General features: G+C 67.8%; 16 protein-coding genes. 3 read left to right on the top strand and 13 right to left on the bottom strand.

Features of this window, described 5'->3' with window-relative positions:
- Positions 1–91: 91 nt before the first annotated feature.
- From ASD30_RS15995 to ASD30_RS16015, 5 genes are all read right to left on the bottom strand, one after another.
- A complete protein-coding gene (locus tag ASD30_RS15995; protein WP_056683437.1) occupies positions 92–1,999 on the bottom strand; it encodes an anthranilate synthase family protein in 1,908 nt (635 codons plus the stop codon).
- A 63-nt stretch (positions 2,000–2,062) separates the two neighbouring features.
- Positions 2,063–2,980 (bottom strand): hypothetical protein, encoded by a 918-nt coding sequence (locus tag ASD30_RS16000; protein ID WP_056683441.1) that lies wholly within the window; start codon positions 2,978–2,980, stop codon positions 2,063–2,065.
- Positions 2,981–3,088: 108 nt separating this feature from the next.
- The gene (pntB, locus tag ASD30_RS16005; protein ID WP_200951161.1) at positions 3,089–4,507 is read right to left on the bottom strand and encodes a Re/Si-specific NAD(P)(+) transhydrogenase subunit beta; all 1,419 of its coding nucleotides are present in this window, start codon (positions 4,505–4,507) and stop codon (positions 3,089–3,091) included.
- A gap of 17 nt (positions 4,508–4,524) precedes the next feature.
- A complete protein-coding gene (locus ASD30_RS16010; protein WP_056683448.1) occupies positions 4,525–6,048 on the bottom strand; it encodes a Re/Si-specific NAD(P)(+) transhydrogenase subunit alpha in 1,524 nt (507 codons plus the stop codon).
- A 185-nt stretch (positions 6,049–6,233) separates the two neighbouring features.
- Complete coding sequence (locus ASD30_RS16015) at positions 6,234–8,351, bottom strand: MMPL family transporter (protein ID WP_056685122.1); 2,118 nt, start codon at positions 8,349–8,351, stop codon at positions 6,234–6,236.
- Positions 8,352–8,454: 103 nt separating this feature from the next.
- Between ASD30_RS16015 and ASD30_RS16020 the strand changes: the two genes are divergently transcribed.
- Positions 8,455–9,234, top strand: coding sequence for a TetR/AcrR family transcriptional regulator (locus ASD30_RS16020; protein WP_056683451.1), 780 nt, complete (start codon positions 8,455–8,457; stop codon positions 9,232–9,234).
- Here the strand turns inward: ASD30_RS16020 and ASD30_RS16025 are convergent.
- Positions 9,212–9,910 carry an NAD-dependent deacylase gene (locus ASD30_RS16025; protein WP_056683454.1) on the bottom strand — a complete coding sequence of 233 codons (699 nt, stop codon included), beginning with the start codon at positions 9,908–9,910 and terminating at the stop codon, positions 9,212–9,214. The genes ASD30_RS16020 and ASD30_RS16025 overlap by 23 nt on opposite strands.
- Before the next feature lie 89 nt (positions 9,911–9,999).
- Complete coding sequence (locus ASD30_RS16030) at positions 10,000–10,575, bottom strand: DUF4333 domain-containing protein (protein WP_056683458.1); 576 nt, start codon at positions 10,573–10,575, stop codon at positions 10,000–10,002.
- Positions 10,576–10,737: 162 nt separating this feature from the next.
- Here ASD30_RS16030 and ASD30_RS16035 point away from each other — a divergent pair, with 162 nt between their 5' ends.
- Positions 10,738–11,037, top strand: a complete 300-nt coding sequence (locus tag ASD30_RS16035) for a type VII secretion target (protein ID WP_056683459.1) — start codon at positions 10,738–10,740, stop codon at positions 11,035–11,037.
- Positions 11,038–11,074: 37 nt separating this feature from the next.
- Positions 11,075–12,139 carry a hypothetical protein gene (locus ASD30_RS16040; RefSeq protein WP_056683462.1) on the top strand — a complete coding sequence of 355 codons (1,065 nt, stop codon included), beginning with the start codon at positions 11,075–11,077 and terminating at the stop codon, positions 12,137–12,139.
- A gap of 82 nt (positions 12,140–12,221) precedes the next feature.
- On the opposite strand, the gene ASD30_RS16045 is transcribed toward ASD30_RS16040, so the two are convergent.
- The 6 genes from ASD30_RS16045 to ASD30_RS16070 all read right to left on the bottom strand — a co-directional run bounded on the left by ASD30_RS16045 (position 12,222) and on the right by ASD30_RS16070 (position 15,896).
- Positions 12,222–12,797: a hypothetical protein gene (locus ASD30_RS16045; protein ID WP_056683465.1), complete on the bottom strand. Its 576-nt coding sequence runs from the start codon at positions 12,795–12,797 to the stop codon at positions 12,222–12,224.
- 9 nt (positions 12,798–12,806) lie between these two features.
- Complete coding sequence (locus tag ASD30_RS16050) at positions 12,807–13,286, bottom strand: YbaB/EbfC family nucleoid-associated protein (protein WP_056683467.1); 480 nt, start codon at positions 13,284–13,286, stop codon at positions 12,807–12,809.
- Positions 13,287–13,371: 85 nt separating this feature from the next.
- Positions 13,372–13,731: a DoxX family protein gene (locus ASD30_RS16055; RefSeq protein WP_056683471.1), complete on the bottom strand. Its 360-nt coding sequence runs from the start codon at positions 13,729–13,731 to the stop codon at positions 13,372–13,374.
- Positions 13,731–14,327: a TetR/AcrR family transcriptional regulator gene (locus ASD30_RS16060; protein ID WP_056683474.1), complete on the bottom strand. Its 597-nt coding sequence runs from the start codon at positions 14,325–14,327 to the stop codon at positions 13,731–13,733. Before ASD30_RS16060 ends, ASD30_RS16055 begins: the two co-directional genes overlap by 1 nt.
- A 305-nt stretch (positions 14,328–14,632) precedes the next feature.
- Positions 14,633–15,400 (bottom strand): SDR family NAD(P)-dependent oxidoreductase, encoded by a 768-nt coding sequence (locus ASD30_RS16065; RefSeq protein ID WP_156393673.1) that lies wholly within the window; start codon positions 15,398–15,400, stop codon positions 14,633–14,635.
- A 64-nt stretch (positions 15,401–15,464) separates the two neighbouring features.
- Positions 15,465–15,896 carry a nuclear transport factor 2 family protein gene (locus tag ASD30_RS16070; protein ID WP_056683480.1) on the bottom strand — a complete coding sequence of 144 codons (432 nt, stop codon included), beginning with the start codon at positions 15,894–15,896 and terminating at the stop codon, positions 15,465–15,467.
- Positions 15,897–16,123: the final 227 nt, after the last annotated feature.

A 16,123-nucleotide genomic window follows, 5' to 3' on the forward strand; every position in this document is an offset into this window, starting at 1 on the left:
CTGCAAACCCCCGTCTGGTTCGAGCCTCTGCCCTATAGACGTCGGTGAGGCCCGAAAGGTTGCGCCGGGGGGCGCCCGGGTTGGCTGAGGCTCAGGTCAGGAGTTCGCGCATCAGGTCGTGGATCAGGTCGTAGCCGTTCTCGGTCAGGATCGACTCGGCGTGGAACTGGATGCCCCGGAAGTGCGGCCCGCGGACGAGGTGCACGTCGCCGGTCTCGGGGTCGGCCTCGACCGTGACCCCGTCGGGGGCCTGGCCCTCGACCCGTCCGACGAACGTGTTGTAGAAGCCGACCCGTTCGGTGCGGCCGTCGATCGAGACAGGTGACTGGGTGCCCTGGAAGACGATGTCCTTGTAGGCAAGGGAAATCCCCAACCGCTGGCACAGCGTCTGGTGCCCCAGGCACACGGCGAGGAACGGCTGCTCGGCGGCCAGGAGCGCGTCGACCGCGGTGCGGAACGTGGCGATCTTGGGGTGGTCGCCGTCGCGCGGGTCACCAGGGCCGGGGCCGACGATGACGAGGTCGAACCCGTCGAGCACGCCCGGCGCGTAGTCCTCGTGGCGGACCACGGTCGAGGTCATGCCGAGCACGGTGAGCACGTGCCGCAGCATGTTCACGAAGTCGTCCTCGCCGTCGAGGATCACCGCCGACTTCCCCTTCAGGGCCACGTCGGGCGCAGACCCTTCCTGGTCGGTCAGCCAGAACTTCGAGAGCCGCTGGTTGCGGGCGTTGAGGGCGATCAGCACGTCCTCGTCGCGGGCCAGCTCGCCCAGGCTCTCCGGGGGCGCGGCCGCGGGAGGCACCAACCCGAACGCGCTGAGGATGCCACCGGCCTTGGCGTGCGTCTCGCGCACCTCGGTGGCCGGGTCGGAGTCGCGCACGAGGGTGGCTCCGGCGACCACCCGGAGCACGCCCTCGGTGCTGACGTCGGCGGTGCGGATGACGATGGGGCTGTCGAGGGTCGGCTGGCCCTCGCCGTCGCGCCCGAAGAGCGCCAGCGCCGCGCCGTAGTAGGCGCGCCCCTCGGGCTCGTAGGCCGCGATCAGCCGGCAGGCGTTCTCGACGGGTGAGCCGGTGAGCGTGGCGGCGTACATCGTGTCGCGCAGCACCTCGCGCGGGTCGCGGTCGGTGCGGCCGGCGAGGAGGTACTCGGTGTGCACGAGGTGCGTCATCGGCTTGAGGAACGGGCCGAGCACCTGGCCGCCCTCGTGGCAGATGTCGCACATCATCTTGAGCTCTTCGTCGACGACCATGAAGAGCTCGTAGATCTCCTTCTCGTCGGCGAGGAACTCCAGCAGCTGAGCCTTGGTCTGCTCCTGAGGCTGCGCCTGCTTGGGCAGGTGGAAGGTGCCCGAGATCGGGTTCATCCGCACGTCGCCGCCCTGGATGCTGACGTGCCGCTCCGGGCTCGCCCCCACCAGGTAGCGGTCGCCGGTGAAGAAGACGTAGGTCCAGTAGGCACCGCGCTCGCGCTCGAGCAGCCGGCGCAGCACGGTCAGGGCCTGGTCGTCGCCCCAGCCGCGGGCCTTGGCACGGTAGTTGCGGGCCACCACGAGGTTGGCGCCCTCACCGTTGCCGATCTCGTGTGCGATGACCTTCTCGACCACACGGGTATAGTCGTCGTCGCTCGAGTCGAAGCCGCCCGGGTCGTCGAACTCCACCGGTACGTCGGGCAGGGCGGCCAGCAGGTCGGCGTACGCCACGTGTTGCTCGAGGTCGATGTCGACCACGACCAGCGGCGTGCCGTCGTCGATCGCGTCGAACCCGCGCTCCCGGACCTGGCGGTAGGGCACGGCCACCAGCCGGTCGAACTGCCGGCCGTCGACGGGGATGCCGGTCTCGAGCGGCACGTCGAGCAGGCTCTCCACGACGGTGCGCCGGCCGCCGACCAGCGACAGGGTCGCTGCGTCCTTCTGGCGGACGATGGCCCAGGCCTCGTGGCCCCGCAGCTCCTCCAGCGCAGCGCGCGCATCGGTCGGGGCGGCAGGGTTCTCGGGCATGGCGAGACTCTACTGTCTCCTGGTTGAGTGCTCAGGTGGTGCCCAGGGCAACCACCTGAGCACTCAACCTGCGCGCTTCACCAGCGGGACACCGAGAGCGATCAGGTCCGCCATGACTTTACCCGGTTCGTCGCGGATCTCGACAGCGGCACATCGCACAATCAATCGCGTGGGGGTGGTGATCCTTCGTTGTCGCCGCATGTCCGCGGAGTACTGCATGACGTCCAGGTGGAAGGCACCGTCGACTTCCAACACCACCACCCGACCATCGGGGAGGTCCCACTCGCAGTCCGTCCATCTCCGCTTTCCTGCGCGGTCGACGCGGGCTCTTTGCCTGTGCGGCGGCACGACGCCGTAGGAGCGGCAGGCTCGCCGTACGTCCATTTCGGCAACCGACTGTGCCCCACCCGCCAAGTCGAGAAGAGTGGCCCGGAAGTCACGGGACCGGCGCAAGGGATTCATCGTGGCCAGACATGCGCCGAGTCGATCCGGGGTGGTCAGACCCTGTTGGACCACGGCGGCCAGAGCACCCTGCGCCGTGCGCTTGCTCCGATCGTAGGCGCCGAAGAGCAGAACTGCCGGCTCGAGACGCAGCAGCGGAAGCGTCACCGGTGCCAGCCACTTCTGGATGGGCCTTCGAGTCCGGACGATGTGCAACTCGGGAACCTTCTCGAAGGAGAGCGAGTCGTCCACGACCACCGTGACGAGGTCGCGATCCCAGTTGCGAAGGCCGTGCACCTTGGCCGCGGTGAGCCCACCGACGGCCGACCCCGGGCCGCAGTGGAGCACTCCGAGCCACAACCGCTGCTCCCAGTTGAGTGGGCCGGTGGTCGTGGTGAGGACTGACTCGGTGCGCCAGCACCATCGGCCGGCAGAGACGTTGGCGCGCACCGCGGCACGAGTCACGCCGAGGGCGTACAGCTGACTGCGGGCCAGGACTCCGTGCTGCAATCCGGCCAGGCTTGACCATGGCTCATCCATGCAATCGATTCTGCGATGGCATGGGACCGGTCTCGCCGGTCATCCACAGGCGCCGAGGTTGAGTGCTGAAGTGGTTGCTAGGGCAGCCACTTCAGCACTCGACCTGGATCAGAGCGCGCGGAGGATGTCCTCCACCCGGTCCTTGGCGTCACCGAAGAGCATCTGGGAGTTGTCCCGGAAGAACAGCGGGTTCTGGACGCCGGCGTAGCCCGACGCCATCGACCGCTTGAACACCACGACGTGCTCGGCGTTCCACACCGTCAGCACCGGCATGCCGGCGATCGGGCTGGAGGGGTCCTCCGCGGCGGCGGGGTTGACGGTGTCGTTGGCACCGATCACCAGCACCACGGTGGTCTCGTCGAAGTCGTCGTTGATCTCGTCGAGCTCGAGGACGATGTCGTAGGGCACCTTCGCCTCGGCGAGCAGCACGTTCATGTGACCGGGCAGGCGACCGGCGACCGGGTGGATCCCGAAGCGTACGTCGACTCCCTTGTCCCGCAGCTTGGAGGTCAGCTGTGCGACGCCGTACTGCGCCTGGGCGACGGCCATGCCGTAGCCGGGGGTGATGATCACCGACTTGGCGTGGGTGAGCAGGTCGGCAACGTCCTCGGCGTTGGTCTCGCGGTGCTCGCCGTAGTCGGTGTCCTCCGAGGGGCCGGCCTCGATGCCGAAGCCACCGGCGATCACCGAGATGAACGAGCGGTTCATCGCGGTGCACATGATGTAGGACAGGTAGGCACCGGAGGAGCCGACCAGCGCGCCGACGATGATCAGCAGGTTGTTGTTGAGCAGGAAGCCCGACGCGGCCGCGGCCCACCCGGAGTAGCTGTTCAGCATCGAGACGACCACGGGCATGTCACCGCCGCCGATGGAGGCGACCAGGTGCCAGCCCAGGGCCAGCGCGACGATGGTGACCACGATCAGAAGCCACAGCTGCGGGTCGATGACGAACCACACGGTCAGTGCCGCGAAGAGCACCAGCGCACCGAGGTTGATGAGGTTCTTGCCCGGCAGGACCAGGGGCGCGGACTTCATCTTCGCCGACAGCTTGAGGTTGGCCACGATCGAGCCGGTGAAGGTGACCGCACCGATGAAGACGCCGATGAAGACCTCGGCGGAGTGGATGCCGAGCAGGTCGGCGTGCTCGAGCACCTTGGCGTCGAAGCGGTGCGGGTGTGCCTCGATGTGCAGGTAGCCGTTCCAGCCGACGAGTACGGCGGCGAGACCCACGAACGAGTGCAGCAGGGCGATCAGTTCAGGCATGCCGGTCATCTCGACCGTGCGTGCCAGTTGCAGGCCGACCAGGGCGCCGACGATGACCGCGGCGATCAGCAGGCCGAGACCGAGGCCCTCGATGTCCTTGTCGATGGCGAGGACCACGGTGGCGACCAGGGCGATCGCCATGCCGGCGATGCCGTAGTAGTTGCCGGCCTTGGCGGACTCGTGCTTGGACAGCCCGGCGAGGGCAAGGATGAAGAGCAGGGCGGCTACGACGTACGCAGCGGCCGATGCGGATTCGATGCTCATGATTTCTCAGCTACCTATCAAGACCTGGAGAACATGGCGAGCATGCGGCGAGTCACCGCGAAGCCACCGAAGACGTTGATGCTGGCGAGCAGGATCGCCACGAAGGACACCGCGGTGATCGTGCCGTCGTACTGACCGATGGTCTCCAGCGCGCCGACGACGATGATTCCCGAGATCGCGTTGGTCACCGACATCAGCGGAGTGTGCAGCGCGTGGTGCACCTTGCCGATCACGTAGTAGCCGATCACGACGGCCAGGGCGAAGACCGTCAGGTTCAGCTGCAGCTGCGCCGGCGAGGCCGCGACCAGCAGGAAGAACAACAGGGCTGCGCCGCCGACGATCGCGGAGGTGCGCGCCGGGCTGGCCGGCTTCTTCTCCTCCTTGACCGCAATCTCCGCGGCCGGGGCGGCGGCCGGGGCGGCCGAGACCTGCACCGGCGGCGGGGGCCACGTCGACTCACCGTTGCGTACGACGCAGATCGAGCGCTGCACCACGTCGTCGAAGTCGAGGACCAGCTGTCCGTCCTTCTCCGGCGTCATCAGCTTGAGGAGGTTGACCAGGTTGGTGCCGTAGAGCTGCGAGGCCTGCGCGGGCAGACGGCCCGCGAGGTCGGTGTAGCCGATGATCGTCACACCGTTCTCGGTGGTGACCACCTCACCGGCGACCGAGCCCTCGACGTTGCCGCCGGACCCGGCAGCCATGTCCACGATGACGCTGCCCGACTTCATCGAGGCGACCATCTCGGCGGTGATCAACCGGGGCGCGGGGCGTCCCGGGATCAGCGCGGTGGTGATGGCGATGTCGACGCCCGGCATGGTCTCGGCATACAGCGCCGCGGCGCGGGCGTTGTAGTCGTCGCCCATCTCCTTGGCGTACCCGGTGGCCGACACCTCGGCCTCAGGGTCCTCGACCGCGAGGTACTCACCACCCAGCGACTTCACCTGGTCGGCGACCTCGGGACGCGGGTCGGTGGCCTTGACCACCGCGCCGAGCGAACCGGCGGCCCCGATCGCGGCGAGACCGGCGACACCGGCACCGGCGACCAGCACCGTGGCCGGCGGGACCTTGCCTGCAGCGGTGACCTGGCCGGTGAAGAACCGCCCGAAGACGTGGGCGGCCTCGACGACGGCACGGTAGCCGGCGATGTTGGCCATCGAGCTCAGCACGTCGAGCGACTGGGCGCGCGAGATGCGCGGCACCGCGTCCATCGACAACGCCGTGATCGGCCGCGAGGTCAGGTCCGCCACCACCGACTCGTCCAACCGGGCATTCAAGATGCCGATCAGCGTCGCGTTCTGACGCAGCTGGTCGAGCTGGGCATCCGCCGGGGCGTTCACGCCGAGGACGATGTCGCCCTCGAACGGATCGCCGATCTTCGCACCGGCCTCGACGTACGCCTCGTCCGCGAAGCTGGAAGCCGAACCGGCCCCCGACTCGACGATCACGTCGTAACCGAGCTTGAGCAGTTGGCCAACGGTGGCCGGGGTGGCAGCGACACGGGTCTCCCCGGTCTGTGCCTCCCTGATGACGCCGATGATCATGTGATCACTCCGATTCCATGCTGATGACGACCACGCAGTCTGTGGCGACGTACGCGATGCTGGCAGCATTCCGCATGGGTAGCGGAGTCCTGCCGGGTGGTTGGCAATCTAGAGCCCGGGCGCCCAATATGCGGGCAACCATCCCAGCATGCGGATCGTGAGTCGCGCCTCAGCGCCCGATTCGGTCAGTGGCCCTTGAGGCCGAAGCGCTCCCACCACCGCAACAACGGCCCCGGCGCCCACCAGTTCCATCGGCCGAGCAGCTTCATCGTCGCCGGCACCAGCAGGGCACGTACGACGCTCGCGTCCAGCAGCAGGGCGACCAGCATGCCGATTCCGATCATCTTCATGAACACGATGCCGCTCAGGCCGAACGCACCGATCACGATCGCCAGCAGCAGCGCCGCGCTGGTGATGATCCGTCCCGTCTTCTGCAGTCCGGTGGCGACCGCCTGGTCGTTGTCGTGGGTGAGGTCCCACTGCTCCCGCACACGGGAGAGCAGGAAGACCTCGTAGTCCATCGAGAGGCCGAAGAGGATGGCCAGCATGAGGATCGGCTGGGTGGCGTCGAGGTAGCCCTGGGACTCGAATCCGAGCAGCCCCTCCAGGTGACCGTCGGCGAAGATCCAGGTCACCACTCCGAACGACGCTGTGATCGAGATCGCATTCATCACGACCGCCTTGACCGGCAGCACCACCGACCCGAAGGCCAGGAAGAGCAGCAGCAGCATCACGCCGATCACGATCAGGCCCATCCACGGCAGGTGGCTGCCCACGGAGTCGAGCAGGTCGACCGTCGAGGCGGAGAGCCCGCCGACCTGCACCGACCCACTGCCCGGCTCGACGTCCCGGATCCGTTCCACCACGTCCTGGGAGAACTGGGACTGGCTGTTGCCCCGCCAGGTCGCCCTCAACAGCGTGACGTCGCCCTTGTCGGCCACCGGCTCCACGGTCACCGGGGCACGCATCCCCTCCACCTCGCGGACGTACGCCGCCACGTCGGCCTTCGACGTGCCGTCGAGCAGCAGGTTGGCGCTGGAGGTCTCGGGACCGAAGTCGGTGTTGAGCTTGTCGGCGGCGACGTGCGCGGGCGCGTCGGAGGGCAGCACGCGGTAGTCCACGCTGCCCCACTTGACGCCCAGGAACGGGGACGCGATCGCCAGGAGGGCGACGGTGACCAGCACGGTCACGACCACCGGGCGCCGCATCACGCCGTGTGCCAGTCGGGCCCAGGCGCCGTGGTCACTGCCCACCGAGACCGGCCGGTGCCGGCGCCACGGCAGGCGACCGCCGTCGACCCGGCGTCCGAGCAGTCGCAGCACCGCCGGAAGAACCGTCAGCGCGGAGACCATCGCCACGATCACGGCCGCCATGCCGCCGTACCCCATCGACTTGAGGAAGCTCTGCGGGAAGACCATCAGCGAGCTGAGGGCGGCCGCGACCGTCAGCCCCGAGACGAGCACGGTGCGTCCGGCGGTGGTCATGGTCGTCCTGATCGCGGTCGCCGAGGCGTCGGGGTCGTCAGCGGGGAGGCGGCCAAGCTCCTCGCGAAAGCGGCTGATGATGAAGAGGGCGTAGTCGATCGCCAGGCCGAGCCCGATCAGGGTGATCACGTTGACGGAGAAGACCGACACCTCGGTGAACACGGTGAGCAGCCGGACCACGGCCAGCGCGCCGATCACCGCGATCGCTCCGACCAGCACCGGCATCGAGGCGGCGACAAGGCTGCCGAAGATCAGCAGGGAGAGCAGCAGCACGAACGGCGCCGAGATGGTCTCGGCCTGCGCAAGGTCCTTCTCGGTGATGTCGTTGACGTCGCCGTACACCGCGAAGGCGCCGGCCACGTCGGTCTTCAGCCCGTCGGCCTCGAGGTGCGGCTCCAGCGCGTCCCAGCTCTCGAGGAGCTCGTTCTGGGTGTCGCCCTCGAGAGAGATCGGCACCTGGACGGCGTGCTTGTCGTGACTGACCAGGGCCTCCGACGGGGTGTCGTAGTAGTTCACGATCCTGGTCGTGACGGTGGGCAGGTCGGCCACCATGTCGCGCACCGCGGCCTCGAACTCCGCGTCGTCGACGGTGAGGTCGTCGCTGGAGTAGATCGCGACCACGTCGACGGTCTGGTTGCCGAACACCGCCCGTTCGTGGGCGAGTTCCTTCGAGGACTCGCTGGCGGAGTCGTCGAAGCCACCCTGGGAGAGCGAGTCGAAGACGCCGGCCCCGTAGGCGCCCGCGCCGAACACCGCGAGCACGCCGATGACGAGGATCTGCACTGCCCTGCGGGCGACGATCGCACCCCAACGCTCCATGACGGCCATCCCTTTGTGACGAGGTGTCAGACTAGTTAACGCCGTTAACTGTAAACAGTGTAAACTCGTCGCGTCAACCGCCCCCGGGAGGAAATTCGTGACCATGGCCAAGGACCGCCGCGAACGCCACCGGCAAGCGACCCTCGACGAGATCGTGGCCGCCGCGCGCGCGATCCTGGCTGAGGGAGGCGAGCTGTCGCTGCGGGCTGTGGCCCAACGGATCGGGATGACCGCGCCCGCGCTCTACCGCTACGTCGAGTCCTACCAGGACCTGCTGCGCGTGGTCGCGATCGGCATCGACAGCGCCATGTCGGCGGAGTTCCTCGAACCGGCCCGCGACGCCCACCCGGTCGACGACCCCGCGGCCCGCATCACCGCCGCTGCAGTTGCGTTCCGTCGCTGGGCACTCACCGCGCGCAACGAGTTCTCCGTCGTGTTCGCGAACATGGACGTCGCCTCACTGTGCATGGACCCGACCCTGACCGAGACCACGCTGACCAAGGCCTCCGCCTCGGGAGCCCTGTTCAACGACCTGCTGGTGCAGATCTGGCAGAAGTACGACACCCCGTTCCCGCCACTGAACGAGCTGGACGACGACCTCGTGCAGATCCTGCGCGACCCGATCATGCCCGACGTCCCACTCGAGATTCCCGACGAGATGCGCGGGCTGCTGTGGGTCTTCACCCAGTCGTGGGCCGCCCTCTACGGGACCGTCACGCTCGAGGTGTTCGGACACCTCGACCCGCGGATGATCGAGAGCGGTGTGCTGTTCCGCCAGATGTTCCGCACCCAGGCCACGCTCCTCGGCCTCGCCGACGAGCTCGACCGGCTCGAGCCGCTGATCGTCACAGGGCTGAACGTCACAGGGCTGCGCGCGACATGACCTCGTCGACCCAGACCGGCACCAGCTCGCCGGCCTTGCCGTGCCGCGCCTCGTCGAAGAACGACGTGCCCTCACTGGGCACCAGGTTCAGCTCGAGGGTGCGCGCGCCACATGCCTTGGCCATCTGCACGAACCCGGCCGCCGGGTAGACCGCCCCCGACGTACCGATGGAGACGAAGAGGTCGGCGGCCATCAGCTCGCGCTGGATCCGGTCCATCTCGTAGGGGATCTCGCCGAACCAGACCACGTCGGGCCGCAGCTCGCTGACCCCGCACCGCGGGCACGGCGGGAAGTCGCTGAGCTCGTCGGTCCAGTGGGAGCGCCTGCCGCAGCCTCGGCACAGGGCCGACAGCAGCTCGCCGTGCATGTGCAGCACACGGCGCGAGCCCCCGCGCTCGTGCAGGTCGTCGATGTTCTGGGTGACCAGGAGCAGGTTGTCGCCGATCACCTCTTCGAGGCGGGCCAGCGCGAGGTGCGCCGGGTTCGGCTCGACTCCGGCCAACGCGGCCCGGCGGTCGTCGTAGAACTTCTGCACCATGGCCGGTCGGGCGTCGTACGCCTCGGGGGTCGCGACGTCCTCGACGCGATGGCCCTCCCAGAGGCCGTCGGCGTCGCGGAACGTCGGCACGCCGCTCTCCGCGGAGATTCCGGCACCGGTCAGCACGACGACATTCACCCCTGCACCATAGAGGGAACGGGCGAAGCGTCACCGCCGTTTCAGGATGCGTACGACGAGGTGTCGCGCGGCCACCGGCCCGACGGTGCTCACTTCTCGGCGAAGGTGTAGCTCATCGTGTAGTTCGTCAGGTCCACCTCGGTGGCGGTCACCTCCAGGCTCTTGTCCTCGCCCGCCACCGTGAGGGAGCAGGTGATCGTGGCGCCTTCCTCACCGGGCAGGTCGGGGCACTCGAGGGACTGCGGCGCCTCGCCGAACTTGCTCTCGGCCTGGGTCGACAGGTCCGCCTCGATCGACTCCGCGGTCTGGCCGAACTCCTTGGCGGCGTCCTCCATCTGCACGTCGAGGCCGAAGTCGTCACCCGAGACCTCGCTGACCTCGACCTGCCCGTCGACGACGAGGTAGTAGCCACTGGCCTCGCTCGTGCGCGTGCAGGTGGCGGTGGCGCCCTTCTCACGGTCGACGTCGGGGCACTCGAAGCCGCCCTCGGCGAGGTTGTCGACCTCGCTCTCGAGCGCCGTCTCCGCCTTGGCCGCCACGTCCTTGCCGGCGATCACGTCCTTGTCGTCGCCCCCGCCGCCGTTGCCGCCGCCGTCGTCCGAGCAGCCGGCCAGCGCCACCACGGCGATCGCTGCCAGTGTGGTCGTGAGCGTCATCGTGCGCATGGAAGTCCCCTGGTGTCGGTGAGTCACGCCCCACCCTTCCCGACTCCCGCAGAATCATGCGTACGCCGTACCCGGAGCGGAGCGATTCGGTCGCTGGACGATGTTTCAGTGTCCCGAGGACGGGTACGGGCCGGAGCACACAACCCCGATCGAGGAGTCCCCATGAGCGGAGAAGTCCGTGTCGACCCGCCGTCCCTGCGGCGACTGGCCACCGAGCTCGACGATGTCATCACCCTCCTGGCTGCAGCACAGCAGTCAATTTCCGACTCAGACACCCAGGCCGATGCGTTCAGCCCTTCGGGCCAGCCGCTGGCCTACGCCTTCCTCGGCGCCATCGAGTACGCCGGCAACGATGCCTACGAGCAGGCCGCCCAGGTCGCCTCGATCCAGCGCCGCCTGAACCGGACCGCAGACCAGTGGGAAGAGGCCGAGGAAGCCTCGACCGTACGAGTCATCCGTTGACCCCGCACACCACCACCCCAACGACTGAGGAGCGAATGTGAGCATCGGCGAAGGCGTCGACGCAGGAGTAGAGGCAGCCGTCCGCGTCAACCAAGGGTTCTGCATCTACGCAGGCTGTTTCCCGATCAACGTGCTCCCGCCACCCCTGTCCATCGTCGCGGACCTTGCCCTCACCCAAGCCGCCAAGTCGTTCCCGGCGATCGGCGACGGTGGAACCCTCGGCCGTCACGGCATCGTCAAGCGGCGCGGAACGCTCGGCGGGCTCAACAAGAACCCGGGCCTCAAGTTCAACAACGGCACTGCCTGGATCATGAGTGACGGGCTGGGCGCGCCCTTCGCGGTCGGCGAGGCAGCCGACAAGTGGTTCGATGCCGCGGACAAGCTCTCGCAGGCCCGCTCGCGCCTGGAGCAGCTCACCTCCAGCCTCACGTCGGACCAGTGGTCGGGTGACGACCGCGAGGCGTTCAACAAGGAGCTCGGTGAGCTGGCCCAGCAGATCGGGGACGCCGAACTGTTCGCCACCATCGTGGGATGGTCCCTGGTCGCCGGCGTGGTGCCCCTCGGCGCCTGGCCCCTCGGCTGCAGCATCGTGGGCGTCATCCAGTTCGCCAACGCGAGCCTCTTCTACGCGGCCGTCGCCAGCATCGTCGGAAACCTCGGCCCGTCCGAGGTCATCTACGCCGAAGGCCTGGCCACGGCGGTCGCCTGCAACCGCAGCCTCAAGATCGGCTCCTACGTTCTCCTCGGAGTCCTGTCTGCGGCGGCTGCCGGCATTGTCGGCGGGGCCCTCATCAATGCCGGACAGCAGGAGAGCCACGGCGACGAGGATGCGTGGACCGACCTGGCCCGGGCCACGGTCGAGATGACCATCGAGCAGGGCGTGAAGAACCTGGCCGGGAGCGGCATCGAAGCACTCAGCCCGTGGCCGGTCGACCTCGGCAACCGGATTGCGAACCCGGAGGACTACCTGGGGAAGAACAACGACCCCATCCAGGAGGGGGTCGACGATCACCTGGGCGAGCACGCCGAGGACGCCGGCAACAAGGGCGGCGACATCCTGTTCGGCGAGGACAAGCCGGACAGCGGTCCCTACAGCGGCTGACTGCGACAGTGGGAGCCCCGGTCCACCGAGCTTTCGGTGGACCGGGGCTCCTGCGTGGTCGGGGCTCCTGCGTGGTCGGGGCTCAGGCCAGGATCGCGAGCACGAGCGGCACCGGCGACACGATGATCAAGAGGGCGAGTACGACGCGCGCACATCGACCGCCGGCCGATTGGGACCGTGGGTCGCGGACGAGGCCGGTGCCTGCCGCCGCTCCGTCTCGGCGGCTCGGGAACACGCGGTCCAACAGCCGACTCAGCGTGCCGAGGACGGTGTCGTACCAGAACTCGAGGAATGACTCGAGGGCGACGATGTAGCCGATGGAGACAGCCGGGTCGCGTCGAACTCCCAGCAGGAAATGCCCTGCCGTGGAGCCGTGCCTGACTGCCAGCCGAGCCTCGACGAAGAGGCAGACCACGGCACCGAGGATCCCGATGCCGATGCCGAGTCCGATGAACAGCGTGGAGCGATCGTCGTCGGACTCAGCGAGAAGGATCCCGAGGCCGAGCCAGAACACGAAGAAACCGGCCAGGGCGATCCAGTCGAGCAGCCCCGCCGTCCAGGCACGCAGGCCGGAGACGGGTTCGCCGTACGGGGCGCCGGTCGTGGTCGTCGAGGGTGGTCCGCCCTGCCACTGAGGCGGCGGTGGCGGGTAGGACATCGCCGTACCTCAGCCGGCGCTGCCGGGACGGTCGCCCCGCTTCGACGGGTTGTACTGCTGCCGCAGCCGGGCCACCCGGTCGAGCTCCTCGCCGCTGAGGCGGAACGCGCCCATCATCTCCTCGCGGAACCGACCGAGCTGCCTCTGCGCCTCTTCGGGGTCGGGCATCTCCGGCGTCTTGACGCCCAGGTTGTTGACGATCTCCATGGTCTGGTCGCGCAGGTGCTCCACGGCCTCCGCGATCGCGGCCTTGACCTCGCGCGAGAGGATGCCGGACGTCAGCCGAAGGGCACGCGGATCGAACTCGAGGTCCTGGATGCCGCGTTGGGTCCAGGTCACCCGGACCTTGCCCTCGGCCCCGAACCCCTCACCGACCAGTTCGGCGAGCTGCGGCTCGATCTTGCGGAACTCGCCTAGCTTCCGCTCGTTCTCCTGCATCTCCTGTTCTGCCTGCTCGAGATAGCGATGAAGCTGGTCGTGGAATGACATCCGAGAAATCTCCAAAACACGGGGTGGGCATTTTCGTCTTCACCGTACCGCGCACCCGCGACACACAAACCCGTGTGTACAAGGCTCAGAGGACGAATGAGTACAGCAGGACCGCAACGGCAAAGAGCAGCATCCCCAGGCAGTTGAGCCAGAACTCCTGCTTGAGGAACCTTGCCTTGACGTGCGCGTATGTTGCCGCCAGGAAGTAGGCGATCACACCGACATTCGCCGCGAGACCGACGCCCTCGACCTTGATGCCGATGAGCAGTCCAGCGACTGCGAGGAGCTTCACGCAGATCAGCACCCACCACCACTCGCGTGGGAGGTTCACGCCGTCCAGGCAGTCGCGGATGAACTTCGGCGGGCGAATCGACAGGATCGCGTCACCGAACAGGGCTGCGGCGAGGAGCGTCGTGGGCCACCAGGGCTCCGGAAGCACGGACATCACTTTCCTCTCGGGGTTGCGATGTAGGTGAAGACGGCGTGCATGTCCTCGAGCGACTGCTCAGCGGCGACGCCTCCCCTGGCGGCGGAGGCGCGGATCGCGCCGAGGTAGGCGAAGTAGATCGCCTTCGCCGCGACCGGAACGTCCTGGGAGCCCATCCCGGACTCCTGCAGGACGACGGAGAACTCGCGAACGAGGTCGTCCGCCAGGCCGTGGAAGAGAGCCGAGTCGTGATCACCACTCGTGAGGATGGCGCTGTACTCGCGCGACAGCTGGGCGTCCTCCGCGAAGATCTCCAGGAAGGGTGCGACGACCTCGAGAATGCGATCCGCCGGGTTGCCGCCGGGCCCCGATGGGGCCTCCGGAACGCCGTCACGCCTGCGCCCGACGTGGATCTGCTCGATCGACCTGTCGAACATCGCGACGAGCAGCTGGGCCTTGTCGCCCACAGTCATCACGCTGCCGACACTGACCCCGGCGTCCGTCGCGATGTCCCGGACCGTCGTCGCCCGGTAGCCGCGCTCGCGGAACAGCCGCTCCGCGGACGCCATCACCTTGTCGTGGGTGGCCTGTCGCAGCTCGTCGCGGGTCACCACGGTGCGACCATCCTTGAATGAACACGTTCACTGAACATGTTCAGACAATAGGTGCGAGCCCCTGACCCGTCAAGGCGTCACGCACGGGACGTGCGATGGCGTCGTGCGCGTGGGCGACCCCGCACGGACCCCGAAGCGTCCCTCCTCGGCGGCAAGCCCGCGCACCAAGGGTCACCTGGTGGCCGCGGTCCCAGAGTTCCACCGCCGCCCACGAGCCGATCAGCCCGGTGCCGCCGACCACCAAGACCTTCGCCTTGCTCACCGCTCTCCCAGTCTCCCGCTCTCGATCACCGAGGGTGAGCGCGTCAGACGCCGTACCCGCCGTCAACGTCCAACTTCTGCCCGGTGATGAAGTTCGCGCGATCCGAGACCAGAAAGGCAACGGCCTCGGCGATGTCGTCAGCAACACCGAAACGTCGGAGGGGGATGTTGCCACGCGTGATCTCCAAGGCACTCGGCTCGAGTTCCCCGCTCGAGATCAGGCGCTCTGCCATGCCGTCGGTGAGCATGCCGGGACCGACGCTGTTGAACCGGACCCCGAACCGACCCTCCTCGGCGGCAAAGCCACGCACCAGCGATTCGACGGCAGCCTTGGGACCGGCAGACATGCCGTCCCGGACGGGATAGCGCGAGGTGGCAGCGGTCGTCACGGCAACGACGGTCCCTGAGGAGGAACGCAGCGCCGGCAGCGACGCCGAGATCAGATTGAAGAACGCCGCGACCTCGGCGTTGAGCGCCTGACCGAATTGGCCCGGGCTGACCTTGGAGAGATGGATCATCGGAATGTGGGGGCCAGCGGAATGCACGACGGTGCGCACACCGTCCCAACCTTCACCGACATCCTTGACATAGGCCGCCGTCGCCTCGGGATCCTGCAAATCGATGGCGTCGGCGCGCGCGGTCGCACCGAGGGATCGGAGCTCCTCCACCAATGCGTCTGCCGCATCGGTGCGGCTGCGATAGGTCAGTGCGATTCTGGCGCCGGGGGCTGCGAGCTTGCGACAGATCGCGGCACCGATGCCGCCGGTGCCACCGGTCACGATGATTGCACCGGGCGTGTTCGACGTGGACATGGTCATCCCCTTCGGGTGTTGACGGATCGCAGCAACATGTGACCCAGAGCTGCGTCTGAGTGGGTCAGGGTCGACTGATCTGTCGGGACGCAATGAGCCAAGTCCCATCGATCTGCACGAACCGGTCGCGGTAGACGCCCATCGATTGCAGTGCGGGCATCTCCCGGCCATGCGTGTAGTAGTGCCAGTACGCCATGGACGTTGCCTCGTCGGGTCCCGGGTCGACGGACACGGTGGTGATGACGTGGAACGTTCCTGTTCCGGGGCCCTGGATCCCGGCATCGCGTCTTTCCTGCGCGCCGATGAGGGCACTCTCGCGGCCGGTTCGGACTTGGGCTGGAAGGTCGATGTCCGGCGACGCAGGCATCTCCCAGGTGAAGTCTTCTGCAAGCAGCGCGCCGTACTCCTCAAGCGTTCCGAGGTCGGCCGCCTGGGCCAACCTGGCGACCAAGTCGGAGATCAAGACGACATGCGCTGCGCGTTCGAGCAGGTCCACTTCAACGTCCCTTCGAGGATTCGACTCATCCGTGTCACATCCAAGCAACGCCTGACACTGGAGTCGTGCCCTCTCCCACTCATCGAGAAGCAGAGTCCCCGTGTGGGGTACTTCGCCGCCAGGCTCGGCCCCACCCGTCCTAGCTCAGATCGTGCGTCAAATTCAGCAGATGTCCGATGAGCGCGAGATTCGGACCCTCCTCGCCACCATCTACCTGCTGGAAGACG

It is taken from the genome of Nocardioides sp. Root140, from assembly GCF_001426745.1.
In the GTDB taxonomy this organism is placed as follows: domain Bacteria; phylum Actinomycetota; class Actinomycetes; order Propionibacteriales; family Nocardioidaceae; genus Nocardioides.

Bases quoted from the DNA above. Each gene is read 5' to 3' on its own strand.
- ASD30_RS15995 (WP_056683437.1), bottom strand. From the start codon at position 1,999: ATGCCCGAGAACCCTGCCGCCCCGACCGATGCGCGCGCTGCGCTGGAG.
- ASD30_RS16000 (WP_056683441.1), bottom strand. From the start codon at position 2,980: ATGGATGAGCCATGGTCAAGCCTGGCCGGATTGCAGCACGGAGTCCTG.
- pntB (WP_200951161.1), bottom strand. From the start codon at position 4,507: ATGAGCATCGAATCCGCATCGGCCGCTGCGTACGTCGTAGCCGCCCTG.
- ASD30_RS16010 (WP_056683448.1), bottom strand. From the start codon at position 6,048: ATGATCATCGGCGTCATCAGGGAGGCACAGACCGGGGAGACCCGTGTC.
- ASD30_RS16015 (WP_056685122.1), bottom strand. From the start codon at position 8,351: ATGGAGCGTTGGGGTGCGATCGTCGCCCGCAGGGCAGTGCAGATCCTC.
- ASD30_RS16020 (WP_056683451.1), top strand. From the start codon at position 8,455: ATGGCCAAGGACCGCCGCGAACGCCACCGGCAAGCGACCCTCGACGAG.
- ASD30_RS16030 (WP_056683458.1), bottom strand. From the start codon at position 10,575: ATGCGCACGATGACGCTCACGACCACACTGGCAGCGATCGCCGTGGTG.
- ASD30_RS16035 (WP_056683459.1), top strand. From the start codon at position 10,738: ATGAGCGGAGAAGTCCGTGTCGACCCGCCGTCCCTGCGGCGACTGGCC.
- ASD30_RS16045 (WP_056683465.1), bottom strand. From the start codon at position 12,797: ATGTCCTACCCGCCACCGCCGCCTCAGTGGCAGGGCGGACCACCCTCG.
- ASD30_RS16050 (WP_056683467.1), bottom strand. From the start codon at position 13,286: ATGTCATTCCACGACCAGCTTCATCGCTATCTCGAGCAGGCAGAACAG.
- ASD30_RS16055 (WP_056683471.1), bottom strand. From the start codon at position 13,731: ATGTCCGTGCTTCCGGAGCCCTGGTGGCCCACGACGCTCCTCGCCGCA.
- ASD30_RS16065 (WP_156393673.1), bottom strand. From the start codon at position 15,400: ATGTCCACGTCGAACACGCCCGGTGCAATCATCGTGACCGGTGGCACC.